Raw genomic sequence first — 23,881 nt, 5'->3', positions numbered from 1 at the left:
TGACGGGCAGTGAATTTCCTGTGGGAGCGGGCGTGCCCGCGAAGAGGCCAGTACAAACGACACATCATCCGGCAGACAGCTCCTCGACACTGATCTCGCGCATGCGGAACTTCTGCACCTTGCCGGTCACCGTCATCGGGAACTCATCGACAAAGCGGAAATACCGCGGCACCTTGAAGTGCGCTATCCGCGCCTTCGCCCAATCGCGCAGTTCCTCCGCACTGGCCGTATGCCCCGGGTGCAGCCGCACCCAGGCCACGATCTCTTCACCGTACTTGCTGCATGGCACGCCAATCACCTGCACATCGGCCACCGCCGGGTGGGTGAAGAAGAACTCTTCCAGTTCACGCGGGTAGATGTTCTCGCCGCCGCGAATGATCATGTCCTTGCTGCGCCCGACAATACGCACATAGCCCTGCTCGTCCATCACCGCCAGGTCGCCGGTATGCATCCAGCCTTCCTCGTCGATGCTTTCGGCCGTGGCCTTGGGGTTGTTCCAGTAGCCCAGCATCACGCTGTAACCCCGGGTGCACAGCTCGCCGATCTCGCCACGCGGCAGGGTGTTGCCATCGGCATCGATCACCTTGTTCTCCAACCGCGGCTGGGTGCGCCCGACGCTGGTCACGCGGCGCTCCAGGTCGTCGCTGGCGCCGGTCTGCAGCGACACCGGGCTGGTTTCGGTCATGCCGTAGGCAATCTGCACCTCGGCCATGTGCATCTCGCCGATAACCCGGCGCATCACTTCGATCGGGCAGGTGGCACCGGCCATGATCCCGGTACGCAGGCTCGACAGGTCGAACTCGCCACGCTGGGGGTGGTCCAGTTCGGCGATGAACATGGTCGGCACTCCGTACAACGCAGTGGCCTTTTCTTCCGCCACCGCACGCAGGGTGGCCAGCGGGTCGAAGGCGTCGCTGGGGTAGATCAGGCTGCTGCCGTGGGTCATGCAGCCGAGGTTGGCCATGACCATGCCAAAGCAGTGGTACAGCGGCACCGGCACCACCAGCCGGTCATGCTCGGTCAGGCCCAGGCTTTCACCGACCATGTAGCCGTTGTTGAGGATGTTGCTGTGGCTGAGGGTGGCGCCTTTCGGGAAACCGGTGGTGCCCGAGGTGTACTGGATATTGATCGGGTCGTCGCAGCGCAGCTGTGCCTGGCGCTCGGCAAGGGCTTCGCGGCTGACGGCCGCGGCACGGGCCTGCAGGTCGTGCCAGGCGAGAAAGCCCGGCGGTGGCGCGACGGCCAGGCTGACCACACCGCGCAGCTCGGGGAAGCGTTCGCAGATCAGGCCGCCCGGCTGGCCGCCGGCCAGGCCCGGGACCAGGCCCAGCAGCATGGCGTGGTAGTCGGAGGTCTTGAACGCGTCGGCGCAGATCACCCAGCGGCAGCCGGACTGGCCGAGGGCGTAGTCCAGTTCGCTGGAGCGGTAGGCCGGGTTGATGTTGACCAGGATCGCACCGACCTTGGCGCTGGCGAACTGGGTGATGCACCACTCTGCGCAGTTGGGTGCCCAGATGCCGAGGCGGTCACCGGGCTGCACGCCCAAGGCCATCAGCGCACGGGCGTGCCGGTCGACGGCTTCGGCCAGTTGCTGCCAGGTGTAGCGCAGGGCCTGGTGGCGGACGACCAGGGCGTCACGGTCGGGGAAGCGGGCGACGGTGGTATCGAAGGCGTCGCCGATGCACTGGGTAAGCAGGGGTTTGTCCTGGTTGCCCTGGGAGTAGCTTGGCTGGGGCATGGCGGTCTCTTGTTGTTCTTGTATTGTCTGTACCGGCCTCTTCGCGGGCTTGCCCGCGAAGAAGCCAGCACCGGTTTAACGGATGAACACCTGCGGCGTGGTGGTGGACATGTCCCCACCCGGCAACTTGATGTTCTTCACTTTCTCCAGCGTATCCGGGTTGAACACCGCCAGGTCGTTGAAGGTGCCGCCCAGGTACAACTTGTCGCCCTTCTTGTCGAAGGCCACGCAGTAGTAAGTGTGGTCCAGATTCGCCGCCTTGATCAGCTTGCGCTGTTTGAGGTCGTACTTGGCCAGGCGGTTGAGCACGCCGTAGATCTGGTTCGGGTCTTTTGGCGAACGCAGCCCGGTGAAGTACAGCTCGGTCAGGTCGGCAAATTCCTGGGTGTGGGTCTTGCCGGTCTTCAGGTCGACGCTCAGGTAGCCATACAGCAGATCGGCGGTGGCCGGGTCCTGCTTGTCATCCTTGAACCTGGCAATGGTGTACAGCATCGAGAACTCGTGGCGCGGGCTCTGGTGCGGCCAGAAGTACAGCACGTCCGGGGCGCTGTAGCCTTTGCGGTTCCAGTTGCGCAGCGGCAAGGCCACCGTGTACTTGCCGGTCTTCACGTCCATCTTGTAGATGTCCGGCCCGGCGACGTACAGGCTGCCATCGTCCGCCGCACGCATCAGGTACACCTGGCGCGGCATCGGGAAAGTGCGCACCGGCTTGGCCTCCAGGCCATCGGCGGTGCTGAACACTTCCAGCCGCGGTGGCTTGACCACGTAGTGGTCGTTCAGGCGCTGGGTCGGGTTGACCGTGGCGTACACTTCCTTGCCGTCCGGGCTGATGGCGAACGAGTACATCGACCGGCCCACCTCACCCGGCACACTGGACAGGTTGGCGTGGAAGGTGTTCTTGCAGGTGTCCAGGTCGATGCCGTAGATGTCGCCGTAGTGGTTGTTGAGCACGTAGGCGGTGCGGTTGTCCGGCGCCATCATCGCGGTGCCGGGGCCGAACTTGTCGGGCATCACGCAGCTCTTGTACACCGTGTCACTGGCCACATCGACCACGTGCAGGTTGTTCGGGTAGTTGGTCACGATCATGTATTCGTGACCAGCCTTCAGCGCCGGCCCGGTGTCGGCGGCCTGTACCAGCCCGGCACAGGCCGCGGCGGCGATGGTGAGCGCGAGTGACGCGCAGCGTCCAGCTTTCATGCGGTTTCCCCTTGTCATTCTTGTTGGGCCGGTCACTTGTCTTTCGGGAACACGGTGCCGAGGTTGCGCCAGTCTTCCGCCGAGTTGCTCGCCTGGGCGTTCCAGTCCTGGTAGGTGCTCATCATGTCCGGCACCTGGGCCGGCCACCAGCAAGGGTCGGAACAGCCATACAGGTCGGCCTCCATCGGCTGGCACAGTGAACTCACGCCACCAAAGGCGTCCACTTCCCAGCCCGGGTCGGTGGTGGCGGTGCAGCCTGCCACCGCGCTCATGGCCATGACTTCTTCGACACGGTCTTCGGCGGCGGCCTGCTCGAGGATGCGCGCCTTGTTGTTCAGGGGCTTCAAGTGCTTCATGTCAGTGCGCCTTCCGCGGGGTGATGTAGCGATCGATGAAGGCCGGGTTGGCGGCCATGATGCGGCTGTAGACCTCGATGCCGAAGTCGACCCAGTCGCGCATCAGTTCGCAATAGTGGTAGGTCGGGTGCTGCGGGTCGCCATAGCGGGCATAGCTTTCGTGGTAGCAGCCGCCGGAGCACAGGTTGCGGATGCGGCAGCTGTCGCAGCCGGTGTTGCTGCGGTCCAGGCGCTGCGACAGGAAGTCGTTGAGCTGCGCCTGCTTCACGCCCTGGTGCACATTGCCGAAGGTCGGCAGGCTGGAACCGGTGAAGCGGTGGCACAGGTTCAACTCGCCCTCATGGTCAACGGCCAGCATCTTCAGCCCGGCGCCGCACGGCAGGGCCTTCTTGTGCCCTTCATGGATGTCGGTGATCAGCTGGTGCAGGTTGGAAAAGCCGATGTTGCGGTGCTCCAGCGCAGCCTCCAGGTAACGCCGGCCCAGCGCCTTCATGTTGGCGAACACCTGCACCAGCTCTTCGCCGGTGAGGTTGAAGTTGGCCATATCGCCGGAGGTGACCGGGGCAAAGCCGACTTCAGCGAACCCCAGTTCGTTGAACAGGTGGTTCCAGATGGTCTCGACGTCGGTGATGCCACGGGTCAGCGTGACCCGCGCGCCCACCGGGCGGCTGTGGTAGCGCGACAGCAGCATGTCGACCTTGCGCCTTACCACGTCATAGGTGCCCTGCCCGCCCACGGTGATGCGGTTGCGGTCGTGCACGGTCTTGGGGCCATCGATGCTGACCGACAGGCCGAACCGGTGGGCATTGAGCCAGTCGACGATCTCTTCGGTGAGCAAGGTGGCATTGGTGGTCATGATGAACTCCACCTGCTTGCCAGCCTCGGCGAAGCGCCGCTCGCAGTAGGCGACCATGTGCTCGATCAACGGCCGGTTGGACAGCGGCTCGCCACCAAAGAACACCACGCTGTAGCGCTGCTCGTCGGGCGACTCCTTGAGCAGCATCTCCACCGTAGCCTCGGCGGTGGCAGTACTCATCTTCTTGCCCGCGGACGGTTTGTCCAGGTCTTCCTTGTAGCAGTAGGTGCAGCTGAGGTTGCAGCCGGTGTTGACGTTGAGCACCACAGTGTTCAGCGCCGTGCGCTCGACCTGCCTGAGGGCGATTTCCGGGGTCAGCGGCGAGCCGTCGCTGACCAGCTCCAGCGCGATCAGCTCGCGCAGGGTGTCCTGGATATCACTGCCGGCAAACTGCTGGCCAAGGCGCTGCATCAGCTCCTCGGCCGAACAGCCTTGCTGGCGCAGGGTGTCGATGATGCCGCCGGTCACCGCGTCGGCGGTGAACAGCGAACTGCTGGGGATATGGAACAGCATGCGGTCGGTGTCGACCTGCACTTCATGCAGGTTGCGTTCGACCAGGTTCAGTAGCGCGCCCATGGCGACCTCCCGATAAACGATCCGTTGGAAAACCGTAAGCCCCTGCCGTTACGGCAGCGGCGGGTTGTTCCAGCGCTGTACGGTGACGATCATGTGCCCTTCACCAGTCTGGCCACCGTCGGCCAGGGTGGCGATGACCTTCAGGTTGCCGGCGTTGTTGGTCATCATCTTGCGCTGCGGGTTGGGGCCGGCACCGCCTGGCACGAACACGCCATCGGCCTGCATCTTCCCGGCAAACTTGACGTCTTCGTCCTCGACCGCACGCTCGTTGAATGGCTCGACCTTCCAGCTGGCCGGCAGGTAGCCGATGCGCAGCGGCTGGCCATTGGCGTCCTTGCCCCAGGCTTCGGCCTCGAAACGGCCCTGCACCTTGGGCACCGAAGCGCCGTTCTCGCCGATGCGGGCGATGGAAAACGCCGGCACCACCTTCACTTCCTCGACCTTGTGGTACACCGCCAGGTTGACACCCTTGAGCGTCCCTACGGCGACTTCGCGCTGGCCAGGCTTGGCATCGGCCGCGGCGCGGGCCTTCACCCGTACCAGGGTCGGGGTCTGCTCCAGCACCTCGGTCACTTCCACGCCAGCGCCCAGGTCCGGTTTGCCGGCCAGGCCGCTGCCGACCAGGGTGATCTCGCTTTCGCCACCAGCCTTGATGAATGCCGGCTGCACCGCCAGCAGGCGCGCCTTGCCCTCCTTCACCGCGGTGAAGTCCAGGCCACGCTCGTCGTGCTCGGCCTCGAACATGCGGCCCTTCATTTCGCCATCCAGCGCGGCGAACACCTGGCGCAGGTTGGCGTCGCCCACCTTGACGTTGCCACGCCATTCATAGCCGTTGTAGAGGATCGCCGAACCGCTGCCATTGAACGGTGTGCCGTCGGCATACGCACCCTTGACCTCGACCTTGAAGGTGTCACCCTGGTCAGGCGTGACGCTCATCACCCCGCGCACGTCGCCCTTGGCCAGCATGTGGCCGCTGAATGCCCACTGCCCCGGCAGCGCATCGGCCTTGGGCCTGGCTTTCTGCCATTCGGCCCATGCCGCGCTTTCCAGCGGGTAGCGCTTGGCCAGGTCAGGCACCACTTGCTGCAGGGCGATCGGCAGCCAGTCGCGGTCACGCGCCTGGGCCTGGTATTCGAGGGACGGCCACTGGCCGAGATGGAAGTTGACCAGGTGCTCCCATTCCTTGGCCGGGCGCCGCTGCAAGGCGACACGGGCACCGGAGTGGCAACGGCCACAGGTTTCGCTGAGCTGGGTGTCGAACTGCTCGACGGTGTTCAGCCGGCGCTCCATGGCATAACGCACCCCATCGGTTTCGCTGGGCGCCAGGCCCTGCTTGTCGGCCAGGTACTTGACCAGGGTGCGGCGGTCGTCGTCGCTGATCTGCAGGCCGTGCATCACCTGCATGCGGGCGATGCTCATCAGCCAGCCTTCCGGCGTCTTGCGCTGGTGGCTGATACGGCTGTAGGCGTCGTTGCCTTCGGGGATATGGCACCCCATGCACTTGTTCTGCAACAGGCTCGGGCCCTGCTCGGCCGCCATGGCCTGGGTGCTCAGCAGCGCGGCGGCGACCAGCGCCAGTTTGCCCGCATGCCGCCGGAGTCGAGTCGTCTTCAAGGTCAGACCTCCACGGTTGTTGTTCTTATCGTTGTCGCACGCTTTGGTACAGCAGGTGTGCATGTGACAGTTGCGATACAGGAACTGTGCCAGGTGCTCTAAAAATGTTTCCTTTCAAGCTTTTAGCTAGTTTTCCGGGCTTTGCTGTCAGCAGAGATGGCCAATTGCAGCGTGCCATTTCGCGACAGGGTGTTTCATCCTGAGACAGGGGCCTGCTGCGCAGGCCTTCGCGGGCTTGCCCGCTCCTACAGGTATCGCATCGGCCCTAGGCATTGCGCATTCCCTGTGGGAGCGGGCGTGCCCGCGAAGAGGCCGGAACAGCCACTGTTTCACCACCGTCTCACACCGTCTCAATGTGCAACAGCGCAACCCTGCAATCCCAACCTTGCCCCAGGACAAAAACCAACCTGCTCAAAGGCTTGCGGCCATCTGCGGACCTTGGCACGCCCATTGCGCCTGTGCCCGTCACATCCAATGACAAGAGGCACCGTCCCATGCTTTCTGAACTGCCCATCCTGCCCGCCACCCGCGCCTTTCTCGAACGCAAGCTGAAGATGCGCATCGGCGCCGACTGGCAGGACGCCGCCAGCGGTCGCACCCTGTCGTTCCGCAACCCGGCCACTGGCGAGGTGCTGGGTGAGGTGCCCGCCGCCGAGGCCGAAGATGTCGACCGCGCCGTGCGCGCCGCGCGCCAGGCCTTCGATGATTCGCCGTGGAGCCGCCTGCGCCCGCGCGAACGGCAGAACCTGCTGTGGCGCCTGGCCGACCTGATGGAACGCGACGCCCGCCAGCTGGCCGAACTGGAATGCCTGAACAATGGCAAGAGCGCCGCCGTGGCCCAGGTGATGGACGTGCAACTGGCCATCGACTTCCTGCGCTACATGGCCGGCTGGGCTACCAAAATCGAGGGTAGCACCGTCGAAGCCTCGATGCCGTTGATGCCCAACGACCAGTTCCATGGTTTCGTGCGACGCGAGGCAGTGGGCGTGGTCGGCGCCATCGTCGCCTGGAACTTCCCGTTGCTGCTGGCTTGCTGGAAGCTCGGCCCGGCCCTGGCTACCGGTTGCACCGTAGTGCTCAAGCCAGCCGACGAAACCCCGCTGAGCGTGCTCAAGCTGGCTGAGCTGGTGGACGAAGCCGGCTACCCGGCTGGCGTGTTCAACGTGGTCACCGGCACCGGCCTGAACGCCGGCGCCGCACTCAGCCGCCACCCCGGCGTGGACAAGCTGACCTTTACCGGCTCCACCGAGGTCGGCAAGCTGATCGGCAAGGCGGCCATGGACAACATGACCCGCGTCACCCTGGAACTCGGTGGCAAGTCGCCGACCATCGTCATGCCCGACGCCAACCTTCAGGAAGCCGCTGCCGGCGCCGCAACGGCGATCTTCTTCAACCAGGGCCAGGTATGCTGCGCCGGGTCCCGCCTGTACGTGCACCGCAAGCACTTCGACAACGTGGTGGCCGACATCGCCGGCATCGCCAACGGCATGAAGCTGGGCAGCGGCCTGGACCCGGCGGTGCAGATGGGCCCGCTGATTTCGGCCAAGCAGCAGGACCGCGTCACCGGCTACATCGAGCTTGGCCGCGAGCTGGGTGCGACCATTGCCTGCGGCGGCGAAGGCTTCGGGCCGGGTTACTTCGTCAAGCCGACGGTGATCGTCGATGTCGACCAGCGCCACCGCCTGGTGCAGGAAGAGATCTTCGGGCCGGTGCTGGTGGCGATGCCGTTCGATGACATCGACGAAGTGATCGGCATGGCCAACGACAACCCCTATGGCCTGGGTGCGAGCATCTGGTCCAACGACCTGGCCGCCGTGCACCGGATGATCCCGCGCATCAAGTCGGGTTCGGTGTGGGTCAACTGCCACAGCGCCCTCGACCCTGCCTTGCCGTTTGGCGGCTACAAGATGTCCGGCGTCGGCCGTGAAATGGGGGCCGCTGCCATCGAGCACTACACCGAGCTGAAGTCGGTGTTGATCAAGCTCTGATCATTTTCCTGTACCGGCCTATTCGCGGGCTCGCCCGCTCCCACAGGTATTGCACTCCTTTCACGACCTGAGGAAATCCTGTGGGAGCGGGCAAGCCCGCGAAGAGGCCGGTACAGGCAACCCCAAAAACAACAAAAACATGGAGCACACCATGAGGCACAAACTAGCCTGCACATTGGCCCTGCTGTTCGCCGCCCAAGTCACCCAGGCCTACGAGCTGTACAACCACGACGGCACCACCCTCAACGCCGACCTCGAAGCCCTGTTCGGCGCCTTCCACAGCGACGAAAGCTTCAACCTGGCCGGCAACCGCAAGCCCGGCAGCACCGCCTGGCAGGAAGGCTACGTCAAGTATGGCCTCAGCGGCAGCCAGGCCCTGGCCGACAGCGGCGCGCTCTACGGCGCCTTCAACCTGCTCAGCTCCGCCACCTGGGGCGATGGCGATGCCGCCGGCCTTACCCTGGGCGACGAGCGCCGCACCGCCATCGAAGACCTGTACCTGGGCTGGCGCTCGGCCAACCTGTTCCCGGCCCTGGGGGAGGACGGCGTGGATATTTCCGGCGGCCGCCAAGTGGTGACCCTGGGCGACGGTTTCCTGATCCAGGGCGATCCGGTGAACCTGGGCAAGGTCGACCTGGGCGCCAACTTCGACCGCGGCGGTGCCTACTACCTGGCCGCACGCAAGGCCTTCGACCGCACCGCCGCGCTGCGCCTGGGCGGCAAGCAAGGCTGGCGCAGCGACCTGATGTGGCTGAAGTCCGACAACCACTACCAGGCCGACACATCGCTGGCGGTGGCCAACCTGGAACACGTCGCCGACGCCGGCACCGTGGGCCTGAGCTGGATCCGCGGCCTCGACGTGGACCAGCGCTACGCGCAGATCATGGGCCTGGAACACCGTGACGGCATGGACACCGCCAGCCTGCGCGGGCGTGGCAACCTGGGGGTGAAAGACCTGGAGCTGGCCGCCGAGTACGTGACCCAGGACAAAACCGGCGGGCGGGAGAACGCCTGGTACCTGGAAGGCAACTGGACCTTCTCCGAACTGCCCTGGTCACCCACCGCCACCTACCGCTACAGCCGCTTTTCCGAAGACTTCGACCCGTTGTTCTATGGCTTGAGCCGTGGCTATGGCACCTGGTTCCAGGGTGAGGTGGCAGCCAACTATGCCGGGCCGTTCAACAGCAACAGCCAGGTACATCACGTGGCGTTGAAGGGCAAACCACGGGCCAACCTGACCGTCGGGGCGCTGTACTTCGACTTCGATACGCTGGACACCGACCAGGGCAACCTGGGCGGGCGGGAGCTGGACCTGTATGTGGAATGGATGGTCAATGACCATCTGCTGATCAGTCCGCTGGTAGGGTTCTACAAGCCGGAGCGCAACGCGGCCGATGGCGGCACGCAGCTGGGCGGGCGGGATACCGGGACCTACATGCAGTTGATCGTCGGGACTTTCTTCTGATTCGAGATCCCGGGGCTGCTGCGCAGCCTATCGCGACACAAGGCCGCTCCCACAGGTACAGCGCTGCCCTCAAGGTTTGCGTGAACCTGTGGGAGCGGCCTTGTGTCGCGAAAGGGCCGCAAAGCGGCCCCTGCAATCTCAAGCCAGACCCTGCTCCAACAACCACCGCCGCACCATTCTCTGCTGCTCCCCCGACAGGCCCGACACCACTGCCTCAAGAGGCCGACCAGCCTGCAACTCCCGCACCACCGGCGCCAGCTCCACCCCCTGCAAATGCCACACCCCCAACGGCTGATCCGCCGTCACCACCACTTCCGCCTCATCCACCAGCCCGTCACGCAACACCGGCCGCCGCTCGACCCTCACCGCACTCCAGTCCGCCGCCACGTGCAATGCCTGCATGTCCGGCCACCCCTGCCGCCGTGCCCAGAACGGCTGCCCCACGCGCCCCTGCTCTTGGCCATAGAAATCCCGCCCGATCCGGGCAAAGCGCAAAAACAGCTGTTCGATCCGCTGCTGGTGAAACTGCCGCGCCAACCCTGCCCGCTCGGGCCTGCGCAGCAAGGTATTGATCACCACCGGCGCCTGCAGTGCCGAAGACAGCGACTGGAAGATCCCGTTGCCCGACAGTGGGTCAACGGCCATCGCGGCATCGCCCACGCGTATCCAGTCCTGCCCGACGCACTCACCAGCCAGAATCGCGGTACTGCTGCGAGCATGCACCTCTGCCGACGCCAATGCCCTGGCATCGAACAGCTCGGCCACCAGCGCGCTGTCGGCTCGCCGCGCCGCGCAGTAATCCGCCAACCCGGCCTTGCCCGGCAGCCCCGCGGCGTCCAGGGTGACTTGCCAGTAGCAGCGGCCGTCTTCCAGGCGCGCCATCCACGCCCAGCCATCCGCCAGGCTCTCCACCGCCGATGCGGGCGCCCCGGGGGCGGCCTGCCAGACATTCAGCAAGCTGACCGTCTCCGGCCCACGCAGGCGATCGGCAGCCAGCGGGGCCTGGCGGCCTCGGGCTTCGACCAGGAAATCGGCCTGCAGTACCTGCCCGTCGTCCAGGCGGATACCATGACCGACGTCGCGAACCACCTCGCGCACCCGCCCCTGGACCACGCTCACACCCGCACGCTGAAGGTCGTCACGCAGCGCCCGGTCAAACCTTTGCCGATCCAGCAGAAATTCCTGGTTCAGGTGCAGCTGCTGGCCATTCCAGTGCACTTGCCGAGTCGCCGGCATCGCCGCCTGGCGCAACGCCCCGCCAAGGCCGGCGTGGCGCAGCCCCTCCAGCACCCGCTGCGAAACCCCTTCGACCGCCGCAAACCGGCGCCATTCGGACACCACCGCCACCGCATAGCCCAGCCGCCGCAGGCCAATGGCCGTGGCCGCACCCGCAGGGCCTGCCCCCAGCACCACAATGCGTGGCTCAGCCATGGCCGGCACCTCGTCGCTCAGGGCCGGCAAACGCCGCGTGGTGGCGCAACCAGTCATGAACCTGCGGGTGGTCCATGCCCGGCTGATCACGCAGCAACGCAGCCACCCTGCCACTAAGGGCCGCACAGCCCAGGCTCGCGCCCGCCCTGCCGCCCACGCCCACATAACCGCCAAAGTCCGCCTGCCGGGTACCCAGCCAGGACCACTGGCCCGGCGCACAGCGGGCATCGCCGGTAACCCGGATTACCCCGGGGTAGCTGGCCGGATACACCGGCCCGCCCTGGGCCGGGCTGGAGGCGCACAACAGCACACCCGCGGCCAAAGCCTCGGCGCAGGCCTGGTGCAGCACAGGCCGGTCCTGCTGCAGGCCAAGGCTGAGGTTGACCAGCGTAGCCCCCGCCTCCACCAGCCACAGCAGCGCGGCCGCCACCTGCAAGGCACTGGTGCTGGCCTGGGCGCCGAAAACCTGGGCCAGCAGCACGGGCACCGGCCCGGCCTCCCGCTGCAAGCCGGCGAGCACGGCGCTACCGTGACCAAGCTGGTCGGGCAGCAGGTCACCTTCGCGCAACCGGCCGTCCTCCAGCCAGAAGCGGCGCGCGCCCAGCAAGGCACTGGCCTGCTCCGGCGAGCAACCACTGTCGATGACGCCAACGCGCAAGTCAGTGCCCATGCTTGATCACCTCCTCGGGCAACACCTGCAACTGGCCATCGTGCAGCTGCAGGTGCAGGTCGGCATCGGCCAGGGTCGAAGCACGATGGCTGATCAGGATGCGCGTGCGGCCGGCGAACAGCTGGTCGATGGCCGCGATCACCTCGCGCTCGGTGGCTTCGTCCACCGCCGATGTAGCCTCGTCCAGCACCAGGATCGCCGGCGCCTGCAACACCGCGCGGGCGATGGCAATGCGTTGTTTCTGCCCGCCCGACAACTGCTGGCCACGCTCACCCAGCAGGCCGTCCAGGCCCAGCGGCAGGCTGTCGACCAGGCTGTCCAGCCGCGCCAGGCGCACTACCCGTTCCAGTTCCTCACGGCTTGCCTCGGGCACGCCGTAGGCCAGGTTTTGTGCCAGGGTGCCGCGGAACAGCACGATATCCTGGCTGACCACCGCAATGCGCCGACGCAGGGCGGCCAGGTCCAGCTCGCGCAAGTCGGTGCCATCCAGCAGGATGCGCCCGGCGTCCGGGTCATAGAAGCGCTGCAGCAGGTCGATCAGGGTCGACTTGCCCACCCCCGAAGCACCGCTGATGGCCACCTTCAGGCCACCCGACACGCACACCTGCACGTTGTTCAGGACCGCGCCCTGGCGCCCTTCATGGGCAAAGCTCACCCCTTCCAGACGCAATTCGCCCGGGCCATCGGGCAGGGGCTGCGGGTTGGCTGCCGGGCGCACGGCGACGGCCTCCTGCTTCAGTTCCATCACCCGCCCCAGGCTTACCGCCATGCGCTGCACCGCCACGTACAGGCCCAGCAGGCTCTGCACTGGCCCTACCGCCATGCCCATGTAGGTGGAAAAGGCGATCAGCGCCCCTAGTTGCCAGGTGCCCTGGATCACCCACCAGCCGCCAACCAGAAACGCGCAGGCACGGCACCATGAGGTCAGCGTGCCGGGAATGGCCTGGGTGAAGAACTCGGTCACCTGCACCTTCAGCAACTGGCGCATGTAGCCCTGGCCCAACTGGTCCAGGCGCCCCGCCTCGCGGCCCTGCTGGCCGGCGGCCTGGATGAACTTCATCGCCAGCAGGGTTTCGACCAGGAACGACGACACATCCGCCGAGCGTTCGCGCAGGTTGCGTACTTCGCGCTCCACCTTGCGCCGCATCCAGCGCAGCCACAGCACTTCGATCGGCACCAGCAGCGCAAGCAGCAGCGACAGTTGCCACGACAGCATCAGCATCAGCACCACCGCGCCCACCAGGCCGATCACCGCCGACACCGCCGAAAACAGCGAATCCACGGCAAAGCGCTGGATTTCCGCCACATCGCCATCCAGCCGCGAAAGGATGTCGCCGATGCGCCGCCGCCCATAGAACGTTGGCGACAGCTGCTGCAGGTGGCGGTAAAGGTCATCGCGCAGGGCAAACAGGATGCGCCCCGACAAGCGCGTGTGCAGGTAGCGGTTTACCCCGGCCAGCACGGTACCCAGCAGGCCCGCGCCGATCATGATCGCGGCCATGTGCCAGAGGGTCTGGTAGTCCTTGGCCAGCAGCCCCTCGTCGATCAGCGTCTTGACCAGCCAGGGTTGCGCCAGCGCCAGCAACGAGGCGCCCAGCGACAAGCCAAGCAACAGGCCGATGGCGCGTCGATGGGGGCGCACGAAACCATACAGCCAGGCCAACGCCTGGCGCATGAGCACAGGGTCGCTGGATTCCACCAGCCGGGCGAACAGGCCGCCCATGTCAGCCGCGCAACTGCTTGAGCTTGCGGTACAGCGTCGCCCGGCTGATACCCAGCGCCTCGGCCGCCGCGGACACGTTGCCCTGATGACGCGCCAAGGCACCACGGATCAACTCCAGCTCGTTGTCCTTGAGGCTGCCGGAAGGTGCCGTGCCACTGGCCAGTTCGTCCAGCAGGCAGTCGGTGAGGTGGTCGAGGGTCAGCACCTGCTCGCCGTCCTCGCGCATGGCCAGCGCGGTGCGCACGACCATTTCCAGCTGACGGATGTTGCCCGGCCAGTCGAAGCCTTCGAGCAGCGCGGTCAGGGCAGGGTCCAGCGTCACGCCCCGGGCATCTGACTTGTCCAGCAGCCCCTGGATTATCGCCGCCAGGTCATCACGCTCGCGCAGTGCCGGCAGGCGCAGCGACACGCCGTTGACCCGGTAGTAAAGGTCTTCGCGGAAGTGCTGCTCCTGCACCAGGCGCTTGAGGTCGCGGTGGGTGGCACAGATCAATGCCACGTCGATTTCCTGCTCGTCGCCCGCCCCCAGCGGGGCCACTCGCCGTTCCTGCAGTACCCGCAACAAGCGCGCCTGCAGCGCTAGCGGCATGTCGCCGATTTCGTCGAGGAACAGCGTGCCGCCATGGGCCTGCATCAGCCGGCCGACCATGCCGCCCCGGCGCGAACCGGTGAACGCGCCTTCACGGTAGCCGAACAGTTCGGACTCGATCAGCCCTTCGGGGATGGCCGCACAGTTGACGGCCACGAACGGTTTGTCGGCACGCGGGCTGGCTTGATGCAGCGCGCGGGCGACGACCTCCTTGCCGGTACCGGTCTCGCCCAGCAGCAGCACCGGCAGGCCATTGCCCAGTCCCTGGCGGGCCATGCGCAGGTTGCGCGCCAGGCGCGGGTCGCCACCGGCCAGGGCGTCGAGGGCTGGCGACTGCTTGCCCGGCGCCGGCTTGCTCACCGGCGTGCTGCCGTTGACCCGGCCATGGCGCGGCAGCTGCAGGGCGCGGAAGTAGAACTCGCCCTTGGCCGTTTGCACGCTGCTCACCCCGCCCTGCCACAGGCGGGCGATGAAGGCCGGTGACCGTTCACCCAGCAGGTCGCTGCTGCGCCGGCCCAACAGCTCATGGCGCGGCACCTGCAACAGCTGGCAGGCACTGTCGTTGGCAGCCAGCACCTCGCCGTCCAGGCTCAGCGCCAGCAGGCCATGCCAGGCACTGTTGAGGTATTGCGGGCGGCTATGGAAGGCCAGCACCAATTGCTCTGGGTGGCACAGGCCGAACATGCGGCTTTCGATGTTGCCGGCCGCCAGCATCAGCGTCGACAGGCTGTCCTGTGGTTGCGCCATCACCCCTTCACGGGTGATGTCGAGCACGCCGATCACCTCGCCGCGCGGGTCGCGCAGGGGTACCGAAGTGCAGGAGAACGGGCTGAGGCGGTCGAGGTAATGTTCGCCGCAGTTGATCAAGGTCGGCCGGCCTTCTACCACTGCCGTGCCGATGGCGTTGGTGCCGCGCAATGACTCGCTCCAGCAACTGCCCGGGTGCAGGTCACGCAGGCCCTCGCGTTGCAGCACGTGCTTCTGCCCCTCTATGGCCAGCACGTTGGCCTGGGCGTCGCCGAGGATGACGATGCCGGCCTTGCCCTGGCGCGCGACCAGGTAGTCCAGTTCGGGGGTAACGGCGTCGACCAGCAGGCGATTGCGCTCCAGCAGCATGCGCAGGTCGTGGCCCTGCTCGAGGCCCAGGCCGACCTGCTCGCCCTGCAGGCAGTCCAGGCCATGGCCCAGGCTGCGGCGCCAGGAGGCATCGATCTCGTCGCGCAGCATGCCCAGTGGCAGCTCGCCTTCGCTGGCCAGCCTGAGGCGGGCCTGGCGGGATTCGTGCAGCGGGTCGTGGGCGTTTGTTATTAGTTGTCGCGCCATTTTCTACTCCGGCTGTGCCCCGCCAAGGTGGCGGGGAACGGGCTTGGGAATTTTCCGCAGTTTGCGGGAGAAATCCCTGGCCGTCATCAGGCTGCGGTAGAAGGTGGCATATGGTGACGTTTACGTAAAGGGACACGCAGGAGCGCCGCCTTGCTCAAGATCTGGAAGCTTGCGCAATATTTGTGGGAGCGGGCGCGCCCGCGAAGAGGCCCACGAGGTCAATCACAGCTGCCGCTTGATTTCAACAAAGCCCAGGTACCCGCCAGACACCCGGCACCGCCCCATTCGCGGGTAAACCCGCTCCCACAGGGCCGGCGTCGCACTTGAGATCACACGGTACCTGTGGGAGCGGGCATGCCCGCGAACACCGGCAAAGCCGGTGCCATCCACCGCGTCGTCTGCTTCGCGGGCGGGCCCGCTCCCACAGGTACTGCGCTGTCTTAGCCACCATAAAACGAAATAACTGGGCATAAGGCCGCTCCTGCAGAAACAGCGCACAACTTGTTCTCAACTACATGGCCAACCCAACAACCAAGAAAAAACACTAAGTTACAAGTTTCAGAAAGTTCCTACTTATTACCAAAAACAACAACACCCTGTTTATTTAAATCCCGCCGCAGCCCGCCTACCCTGCAAGTTCGCCCTCGCCATCAACCTTACCCCAAGCCCAATCTGCACCAAGACTACGGCTGATACCGGAGCAATTCTTAACAAGGTAAAACACGCCATGTACCGACAATCTGAACTGCGTTTCAGCTTCCAACCCTTGGCTGGCGACCTTCAATTCGAGGTGATTTCATTTGAACTCGACGAAGCCATCAGCACGCCATTCCAGTTGAAGCTGGAGCTGATCAGTCACGAAGATGAAGTCGACTTCGGACAGTTGCTCGACAAGCCGGTGCTGTTCACGATCTGGCAGCACGAACGCCCACTGCGCTACGTGCACGGCGTGACAAGCAGCTTCAGCCAAGGTGAAACGGGCTTTTATCGCACCCGTTACCGCGCCTTGGTCGAGCCCCTCCTGGCCCGCGGCGGGTTGCGCTCGAACTGGCGAATCTTCCAGCACAAGACCGTGCCGCAGATTCTCGAAATCATGCTCAAGCGCCAGTGCATCATTCATTTCGAGTTGCACACTTTTGGCGACCATCAGGTGCGCGAGTTCTGCGTACAGGCCGGTGAAACAGACCTCGACTTCATCGCCCGCCTGGCGGGTGAAGAGGGCTTCATCTATCGCTTCGAACACACGCCGAAACAACACCTGCTGGTCATCACCGACCGACTGCTGGCGCTGGGGCAGATCAGCCGAGGCGCGATCAAGACCGAAGACGACGATGAAGGGCTTCCTGAAGAAGACGACGTCGGCCCCGACCAGGTGCTGTACCGCGCCAACAGCGGTGGTGATCAGGCCAGGCCTTGCCTGCGCCGCCTGCGCTACAGCGAGCAGGTACGCACCGCACGACAGGTACAGCGGGACTACACCTTCACCAACCCGCAGTACCGGCAGGAACACCGCGCAGATGACAGTGGCATCGCCCATCAGTCCCGGGATTATGAGCGCTTCGACTACCCCGGCCGTTACAAGCGCGATGTGGTCGGCGTCCCCTTCACCGCCACGCGACTCACGGCCCTGCGCCATGACGCCCGTATTGCCGAGGTAGAGGGCGACGATGTGCGGCTGCAACCAGGCCTGAGCTTCACCCTCATCGAACACCCCCGCAAAGACCTCAACACACACTGGCGCGTGATGCGCGTGCATCACGAGGGGAGCCAATTCACCAGCCTGCAAGAAGAAGCTGCCGGAGCCGAACAGGGAACGCGCTACTCGCAGGAGGCCGTACTGGTGCCCGGCCGGATCGAATGGCGACCTGCGCCGCTGGACAAACCGCGCATCGATGGCCCGCACATGGCCACCGTCGTCGGTCCACCCGGCGAGGAGATCTATTGTGACGAATGGGGACGGGTCAAGGTCAGCTTCCCCTGGGACCGGGAGAGCAGAAACAACGAGTTCAGCTCCTGCTGGGTGCGCGTATCACAAGGTTGGGCAGGCGGCAGCTGGGGCTCGATGGCCATCCCGCGCATCGGCCAGGACGTGATCATCCAGTACGTCAACGCCGACCCCGACCAGCCGATGATCACCGGGCGTACCTATTGCGGCGACCAACTGCCGCCGTATGACCTGCCCGAACACAAGACCCGCATGACCATCAAGAGTCAGACCCACAAGGGTAATGGCTTCAACGAACTGCGTTTCGAAGATGAACTGGGTCAGCAGGAAGTGTACGTGCATGCCGAAAGGAACATGAATACCAAGGTCAAACACGACCAGACCCTGAACGTCGGCAATGATCGCGCCACCGCGACAGGCCGGGACCAAAACACCAGCATTGCGCGTGACGAGACTATCGATACGGGACGTGATCGCCGCGATCATGTTCACCAGGACCGATTCACCAGCATCGACCGCAACGATATCCACTCCATTGGCAACACAAGCCGCATCAGCATTGCCGCCGATCACTGCCTGAGTATTGGCGGCAATCAGTCGCTCGTCATAGAAGGTACGCGCGCCATTGAAGCCCGTACTGCACAACGCCTGCTGACCCGGTATTACATGCTTCAGGGCACGGAACGCATCCACATCCGTGGCCCGAGCGGCAAGATCATCCTCGATACCGACGGCATCACAATCGAGGCTCCCAACATCCGCTTCAAAGGCAATGTTACCTACCAGACACCTGTGCAGGCCCAGGTCGAAGCCATCGAGGCCGCCATTCGGGAAGGCTCACCGCTGATTGAAGAATGCCCCTTTGCCGGGAAGGACGACGCATGAGCCTGCACCAGCAATTAAGCGAAGGCAGCCTGTATACGGGTGTCGTCAGTGCAAGCCTGTTCGTGCTTGCCGAAGCGTCGGCCAATCCGGGCCTGCTGGGCAGGCTCGAGTTCCATTCCAGCCGACACCAATGCCTATGGCACCTGGACCATCACACCGGGCTGGAGGAGCATGCGCCATTACTGTTCCAGCTGACAGCAGGCAGCGAACTGGATGCCTGGCTTGGCGGCCTGGACGGGGCCTTCGCCTGTACTGTCGCCGAGACCACTCTTTCCCTCGAAGCCCTCGCGCGGCACCTGCGTCGCTTTGGCAAAGTCCAGGAAGGACGACGTCGTTACTTCATGAGGCTTGGTGACCCTCGCTCGTTAAGCTTCTACGTCGGCTCACTGGCGCACCAGCCAGATACCCTGGCCCGGCTGTTCGATCACGGACGCATACGCAGACTTTACTTTCACGATTCACGAACCGGGCTTGCACTTGGCGCACAGCCGCTGTTCGAGCAAACAGAAAGCAGCATCGAACGGGAAGGCTGCCTGGCCTGGCTGCCATTGCGCCACGAGGTCCCTGCATGAGCCTGCCGAGCCTGAATCTGGGTGCGCTGCAAGCTGCCTCGCTACGGTCCATCAACCGTCGACTGTCCCGCTTCCTGCTGAGGACGTTGGACGGTTCGCTTGCGCGTTTTCATACCCGTCCCGAGGACGTTCCCCTGCTGGTAGCCAATGCGGGGGCTCTGGTCAGCAACACGGGCTACACCTGCGGCAAGGAATACAGCTTGCTGGTGCTGAGCCATTTCTTGCTGGGTCTGGGCTGGTGGAACGACCCCGCAAGCGAATCGGTGTGGTCAATCCACCAGGTTCCCGGCCTTACCCAGGATGAGCGACTCGACATGCTGACCGTGCGGGCAGTAGCCCACCGTATGCAGTGGGAGGGTCAACTTACCCTTATGCATGACGTCACACGGCAGATTTTGCGCCTGCCCGATGACGATTGCGACCACGACCGGCAGTGGCGAGCACTGGAGCAACTGATGACCCTGCGCGGCATACCAGCTGACGCGCAGCAGTCTTGCTACTGCTGCTATGAGTCGGATGCCAGCCGCCGCTATGCGCTGCCCGCCATCAACCACAAGGAGCTGAACGGGAACGAGATCCTCGCCTACCGCTATTACGGAAAACGGCTACCTCAGCCGTCCGATGACCTGTACAAGCTGCCCCCGTTGCCCCGCAGCCAAGTGCTGGTGCATGTGCTCCTGGCGATCGCGTTCGGTCGACACTTTTACCTCAACCCATTGTTCACCCCTTGGGTGAAGTTGCTTGAAGCCACCGACTCTCCCCGAGAGCGCTGCAGGTTGTTGGCAGGTCAACTGGCAGCCCACCAACAAGCACTCAAGGAGCCGAGTCCGCATGGTTGAAGCATCTGCTTTACAAACGCTGGGGCAAGCCGCACTCAACGGAGCGCTGCCTGTTCCACCCGACATTTGCGTACCCTGCTCCCTTCCCGGCGCGCTGTTCTCTCTCGACGGTGGTGATGGCTGCGACCAGTTGCTGGGCATACCTTCCAGAAGTGGCGTTGGCCCCACGTGGTTTCGCAACAACCCGTGGATCCGCGACCAGGCGCGCAACCATCGCGACACCTTCCTCCAGCAGGTGCTGGAGCATGCCGGCGACACGCTGGGCAATGCCTGGCTGGCTGAGTTTCATGCCTTTGCCGCCAGCGAAAAGCTGCAGCTGGTGTGCATCGACGACGAGATCCGCCTCGACGAACTGCCCCCGCCCGTACTCGACCACATGGGCGAGCGCAGCCAGCACGGTTATGCCTTTGCCCTGCACAGCAATTTCCTGTTCACCGACCACAAGATCTATTTCGCCACCTTCACCCATGTGCAGTGGGCCGAGGCGCAACGGGAAGAGTACGTCGACGAGCACGGCACCCAGCGTATCAGCCCGCCCTATACCTGGCACACGCCCAGTGCCCTGTACCCGATCGAACAGGCCTGTGAACAGCTGGTCCGGCACTACACCGAAGCCAAGGCCCGGGCTCGCTTCTGGCAAGGTGTCATTGGCGCGGGCGAATTCGCCCTCGGAGTGCTGGCATTCATACCGGTGGTGCGCGGCATCAAGGGCACCATAACGCTCGGCCGCTATGCCTTCGTCGCCCTGGAGGCCGCGCTGGCCGCCGATGCCATGGTCGACGGCAGCAGCCGCATGATCACTGGCGAAGGCCTGAGTATCGGCGAACAGTTCTTCACCGACCTGGCGCGCCTGGCCAACCCCGACACTGCCGAGGCGCGGGGCAAGCAGGTGTTCATGGCCATCAACCTGGCCCTGCTGCTGCCAGCCGCCATCGGCGGCGCCCGTTGGCTGATGCACAAGTTGCGGCCCGGCAGCATGACCACCGTGCGCCTCGACAACGCCGCACTGTCGCAAGAGGAAGTCCGCCGCCTCGGCAGCCGCAGCGCCGGCGAAGTCACCGTACTGGAAACCCGCATCCAGCGACGCCCCCGCGAGGGTGAGCTGCCGGTCACCGCCCGTGAATTGCACTCGGTGGAGCGCAATGCCAGCCTGGTCGCGCTCGATGTGGCTGGCGGCAAGGCCGACTACGCCTACATGGCCACCACCCTGCGCGACCGGCTGGTGGCCATGATTCAGCACAGCATCGGGCCGGTGCGCATGGGCGGCAGCCTGACCCAGGTCGTCGCCGATGCCGGCGAAGAAGCCCTGGCGGCGGCCCTGATCAGCCACTGGAAGGTCAAGCCGGAGAACATCCTCGGCCTGAGCACCCACCCTTCCCGGCCCAGCCAGTTCGGTTTGAAGAACAAGAGCGACCAGGGGATCGACATGCTGGTGTACGTACCACCACCGCCCTCGATGACAGTGCGTAATCCGACGACGCAGGAAATGCGGCACCACATCGATGGGCTGAAAGGGACGGCGCCGCTGGAGGAACTGAAGTTCGAGGCTGGGACGTTGTTGGTGATTGAGGTGAAAACGACGCTTGGCAAAACCAGGACGCCATCTTTTCTAGAAACGCAACGCGTTGGAGGGTCAAGAAATTTACGACGAATCCAAGAGCTTATAGCTAAGGACAAAGGCGCTTGGCAACTCGATAAGCTTCAAAAGCATGACCCCGGCTTCACATCAAAAGCCGGGGCGACCATGACGGCGACAGCCTCGGGAAAAGTTGAATTCCTGCACGCTCAAGTTTTCTTCGACTCCAGTGGCAAACTCAACCCACTAACCCACGCCCTCAGCGGTATACAAATTAATAACTGGAAATAACATGAAGAAAAATCGATTTCAACAAAGCCTCCGAGACCTGGACGATTGGGCATCTGCTAACGGAAATTATCCAGCCAATTGGTTTGACGATTACTTGAACAACGGTTCCCAATCTACCCTGGCTTTTAACGCCCTATTCAGAATTGGGCTTCTCGAAATCAAAAAAGAGCTTCTACAAGCACGACTCAAAATAGCACCACCAGCACCCAAGAATTTAACGACCGGTATAGTTAGAATGATGGCCAGCGATGCAATCCTTATCGAATCACTTAAAGGCACCGGGCGAGTTGCTAATGATACGCTGGACGGCATAACACACCTCATGTTCTGTGCCATGGCTACAGGACAATTTCGACTGATAGCGCCTTTCCACCAAACCATTCTTCTAGCGTTGGAAGGCGGCTACGGCGTAGAGGATGGAAACAACCTGCCGACAGGCACCACCCTTCGCTACGCCGCCTTCGGTCTGACCATCATCGGCGACTGGCTTGGCAAACCGCTTGACCTCGACAAGCACGCCCTGCCTCGCGACCCAGCCTGGGGTCAATTGGTCGCCCATTGGCGCGAACCTGATCCCGATAAACTGGCGCCGATCCTGGTGGCGGCCTGCGATACCCATGTCCAACGCATCGCCCTGACATCCCGCGAACTTGACTCCGGCAATTTCGAATTTGGCTCCCCCTTCGAGGCCATCTACCCCGCCGAGATCCTGGCCATTCTCAACCTGCGCCGTTCATTGGGCCTGCCGAACCCTTCCATCGACCACCCATTGATGAAAACACCCTACGCCAGGCTGACGTGCCCGCCTGGCATGCGCTTCGAGCCGGATGAACTGCTGATGCGCTTCCTGTCTGCCGCCTGCAAACACGATCTTGATGCCGTACCGGCCGGCCTTTACGAAGCAATCCTGCAAAACAGCGCAAAGGATTGAGCGATGTCCCGACAAGGTGCGATTCGAAAAGGCGATCCTCACAGAGGGGGTGGTCGGATGGGGGAAGGAAGCGGAGTTCTTGTCAACGGGCGGCGACAATGCATTCTCGGAGATCGTGCGCCATGCGCGCTTCATGGAGGGACATTTGCGTTGGTCTCTGGCGGTGACGGGAGTGTCTTGTTCAACGGTATTTCGTTAGTGTTCGAGCCTGCAAAGCTTGCTTGTGGGTGCAAGGTTTCATCTACCTGTTCGGGACCTTATGCCAAAGAGGGCTGAACGACCTGAAGATCGTGGTTTCATGCATCGACCTCTTGGCGGGCTTGCACGATTTGAACAGCGCACGCGTTGTCTGTTTCGCGGGCGCGCCCGCTCCCACAGGTACTGCGCGGGCTTCGAGTTGGCGCTGTACCTGTGGGAGCGGGTTCACCCGCGAAGGGGCCCTCGAGGTCAATCACGGTTACCGCTTGAGTCAAACAAAGCCCAAACGCTCGTCAGACACCCGGTACCGTCTTCCGCCCAACCAGTTGCTGTCTCTCCACCCCATCCAGCAACGCCTCCACCACCGCCTTGGCCGAATCCAGCCCATGGTCATTGCTCAACAACAGATCACGACAGGTTCCCTTGGCCAGTTCCAGTGCCTTGAGATTGGTCGCAAACGCGCCTTTGAGCAGCGTGGACAGATGCACCAGCGCATCTTCGTAGTGCACCCCCGAACGCACGGCAAACAACGGCGGATGGCTGCATTCGCACGTGGAGAAACTGGAGGACGCCGTGGTGGCGCGTACGGGAGGATCGGACTACCGGTGTCGGGGAAGCGTTTCAAGCGAAGGGAATGTGCAGTAACACTTCCATTGCCGCCTCTCACTCATCTCCGGCCGGCGAATCAGCAGTGTTCACCATGTTGTGTCGCCTGCACCGGCCTCTTCGCGGGTAAACCCGCTCCCACAGGGCCGGCGTCGCACTTGAGATCACACGGTACCTGTGGGAGCGGGCATGCCCGCGAACACCGGCAAAGCCGGTGCCATCCACCGCGTCGTCTGCTTCGCGGGCGGGCCCGCTCCCACAGGTACTGCGCTGGCTTCGAGTTGGCGCTGAACCTGTGGGAGCGGGTTCACCCGCGAAGAGGCCCTCAAGCTCAATCACGGCTGCCGCTTGATTTCAACAAAGCCCAGGTGCCCGCCAGACACCCGGCACCGGCCCATTTGCGGGTAAACCCCACAGGGATGGCGTCGCACTTGAGATCACGCGGTCCCTGTGGGAGCGGGCATGCCCGCGAACACCGGCAAAGCCGGTGCCATCCACCGCGTAGCCTGCTT

18 protein-coding genes are annotated in these 23,881 nt (G+C 64.1%); 8 read left to right on the top strand and 10 right to left on the bottom strand.

Annotation, left to right across the window (positions count from 1 at the left end):
- Positions 1-64 precede the first annotated feature (64 nt).
- From CAF92_RS11090 to peaA, 5 genes are all read right to left on the bottom strand, one after another.
- Positions 65-1,738, bottom strand: coding sequence for a fatty acid CoA ligase family protein (locus tag CAF92_RS11090; protein WP_085600798.1), 1,674 nt, complete (start codon positions 1,736-1,738; stop codon positions 65-67).
- Between the two features lie 75 nt (positions 1,739-1,813).
- The gene (gene peaD / locus CAF92_RS11085; protein WP_085600796.1) at positions 1,814-2,935 is read right to left on the bottom strand and encodes a quinohemoprotein amine dehydrogenase subunit beta; all 1,122 of its coding nucleotides are present in this window, start codon (positions 2,933-2,935) and stop codon (positions 1,814-1,816) included.
- A 32-nt stretch (positions 2,936-2,967) separates the two neighbouring features.
- Positions 2,968-3,291 (bottom strand): quinohemoprotein amine dehydrogenase subunit gamma, encoded by a 324-nt coding sequence (qhpC, locus tag CAF92_RS11080; RefSeq protein ID WP_004375838.1) that lies wholly within the window; start codon positions 3,289-3,291, stop codon positions 2,968-2,970.
- A 1-nt stretch (position 3,292) separates the two neighbouring features.
- Complete coding sequence (gene peaB, locus CAF92_RS11075; protein WP_085600794.1) at positions 3,293-4,723, bottom strand: quinohemoprotein amine dehydrogenase maturation protein; 1,431 nt, start codon at positions 4,721-4,723, stop codon at positions 3,293-3,295.
- Positions 4,724-4,771: 48 nt separating this feature from the next.
- Positions 4,772-6,337 carry a quinohemoprotein amine dehydrogenase subunit alpha gene (peaA, locus tag CAF92_RS11070; protein ID WP_085600792.1) on the bottom strand — a complete coding sequence of 522 codons (1,566 nt, stop codon included), beginning with the start codon at positions 6,335-6,337 and terminating at the stop codon, positions 4,772-4,774.
- Between the two features lie 494 nt (positions 6,338-6,831).
- Here peaA and CAF92_RS11065 point away from each other — a divergent pair, with 494 nt between their 5' ends.
- Together CAF92_RS11065 and CAF92_RS11060 are read left to right on the top strand one after the other, a co-directional pair.
- Complete coding sequence (locus tag CAF92_RS11065) at positions 6,832-8,325, top strand: aldehyde dehydrogenase (RefSeq protein WP_046614337.1); 1,494 nt, start codon at positions 6,832-6,834, stop codon at positions 8,323-8,325.
- 151 nt (positions 8,326-8,476) lie between these two features.
- Entirely contained in the window at positions 8,477-9,790 is a 1,314-nt protein-coding gene (locus tag CAF92_RS11060) for a hypothetical protein (RefSeq protein ID WP_085600790.1), read from the top strand.
- A 138-nt stretch (positions 9,791-9,928) separates the two neighbouring features.
- Here CAF92_RS11060 and CAF92_RS11055 read toward each other — a convergent pair whose 3' ends face one another.
- Genes CAF92_RS11055 through CAF92_RS11040 form a run of 4 tightly spaced genes read right to left on the bottom strand, consistent with a single transcriptional unit; the run spans position 9,929 to position 15,526 of the window.
- Positions 9,929-11,221 (bottom strand): NAD(P)/FAD-dependent oxidoreductase, encoded by a 1,293-nt coding sequence (locus CAF92_RS11055; protein WP_085600951.1) that lies wholly within the window; start codon positions 11,219-11,221, stop codon positions 9,929-9,931.
- Entirely contained in the window at positions 11,214-11,891 is a 678-nt protein-coding gene (locus CAF92_RS11050) for a peptidase S8 (protein WP_046614339.1), read from the bottom strand. Before CAF92_RS11050 ends, CAF92_RS11055 begins: the two co-directional genes overlap by 8 nt.
- Positions 11,881-13,614, bottom strand: a complete 1,734-nt coding sequence (locus tag CAF92_RS11045; RefSeq protein ID WP_085600788.1) for an ABC transporter ATP-binding protein — start codon at positions 13,612-13,614, stop codon at positions 11,881-11,883. Before CAF92_RS11045 ends, CAF92_RS11050 begins: the two co-directional genes overlap by 11 nt.
- 1 nt (position 13,615) lies before the next feature.
- Positions 13,616-15,526 (bottom strand): sigma-54-dependent Fis family transcriptional regulator, encoded by a 1,911-nt coding sequence (locus CAF92_RS11040; protein ID WP_046614341.1) that lies wholly within the window; start codon positions 15,524-15,526, stop codon positions 13,616-13,618.
- Positions 15,527-16,253: 727 nt separating this feature from the next.
- Here CAF92_RS11040 and CAF92_RS11035 point away from each other — a divergent pair.
- From CAF92_RS11035 to CAF92_RS11010, 6 genes are read left to right on the top strand one after another with little or no spacing between them, the layout of a single operon-like run.
- On the top strand, positions 16,254-18,356 hold the full coding sequence (locus tag CAF92_RS11035) for a type VI secretion system Vgr family protein (protein ID WP_085600786.1): 2,103 nt from the start codon (positions 16,254-16,256) through the stop codon (positions 18,354-18,356).
- On the top strand, positions 18,353-18,928 hold the full coding sequence (locus CAF92_RS11030) for a DUF4123 domain-containing protein (protein WP_085600784.1): 576 nt from the start codon (positions 18,353-18,355) through the stop codon (positions 18,926-18,928). The genes CAF92_RS11035 and CAF92_RS11030 overlap by 4 nt, the downstream gene beginning before the upstream one ends.
- Positions 18,925-19,767, top strand: a complete 843-nt coding sequence (locus CAF92_RS11025; RefSeq protein WP_085600782.1) for a hypothetical protein — start codon at positions 18,925-18,927, stop codon at positions 19,765-19,767. The genes CAF92_RS11030 and CAF92_RS11025 overlap by 4 nt, the downstream gene beginning before the upstream one ends.
- Entirely contained in the window at positions 19,760-21,634 is a 1,875-nt protein-coding gene (locus CAF92_RS27640; RefSeq protein WP_256573727.1) for a hypothetical protein, read from the top strand. Before CAF92_RS11025 ends, CAF92_RS27640 begins: the two co-directional genes overlap by 8 nt.
- Before the next feature lies 1 nt (position 21,635).
- Complete coding sequence (locus CAF92_RS27635; RefSeq protein ID WP_256573726.1) at positions 21,636-22,565, top strand: hypothetical protein; 930 nt, start codon at positions 21,636-21,638, stop codon at positions 22,563-22,565.
- Between the two features lie 3 nt (positions 22,566-22,568).
- Positions 22,569-22,841, top strand: a complete 273-nt coding sequence (locus CAF92_RS11010) for a PAAR domain-containing protein (protein ID WP_085600780.1) — start codon at positions 22,569-22,571, stop codon at positions 22,839-22,841.
- Positions 22,842-23,056: 215 nt separating this feature from the next.
- Here CAF92_RS11010 and CAF92_RS11005 read toward each other — a convergent pair whose 3' ends face one another.
- A complete protein-coding gene (locus CAF92_RS11005; protein WP_085600778.1) occupies positions 23,057-23,293 on the bottom strand; it encodes a hypothetical protein in 237 nt (78 codons plus the stop codon).
- Positions 23,294-23,881: the final 588 nt, after the last annotated feature.

Origin of the sequence: Pseudomonas sp. B10(2017) (assembly GCF_002113295.1) — a bacterium.
In the GTDB taxonomy this organism is placed as follows: Bacteria; Pseudomonadota; Gammaproteobacteria; order Pseudomonadales; family Pseudomonadaceae; genus Aquipseudomonas; species Aquipseudomonas pudica.
Note: the sequence above shows the minus strand (reverse complement) of the source record. Positions and strands in the feature narration are given on the sequence as shown.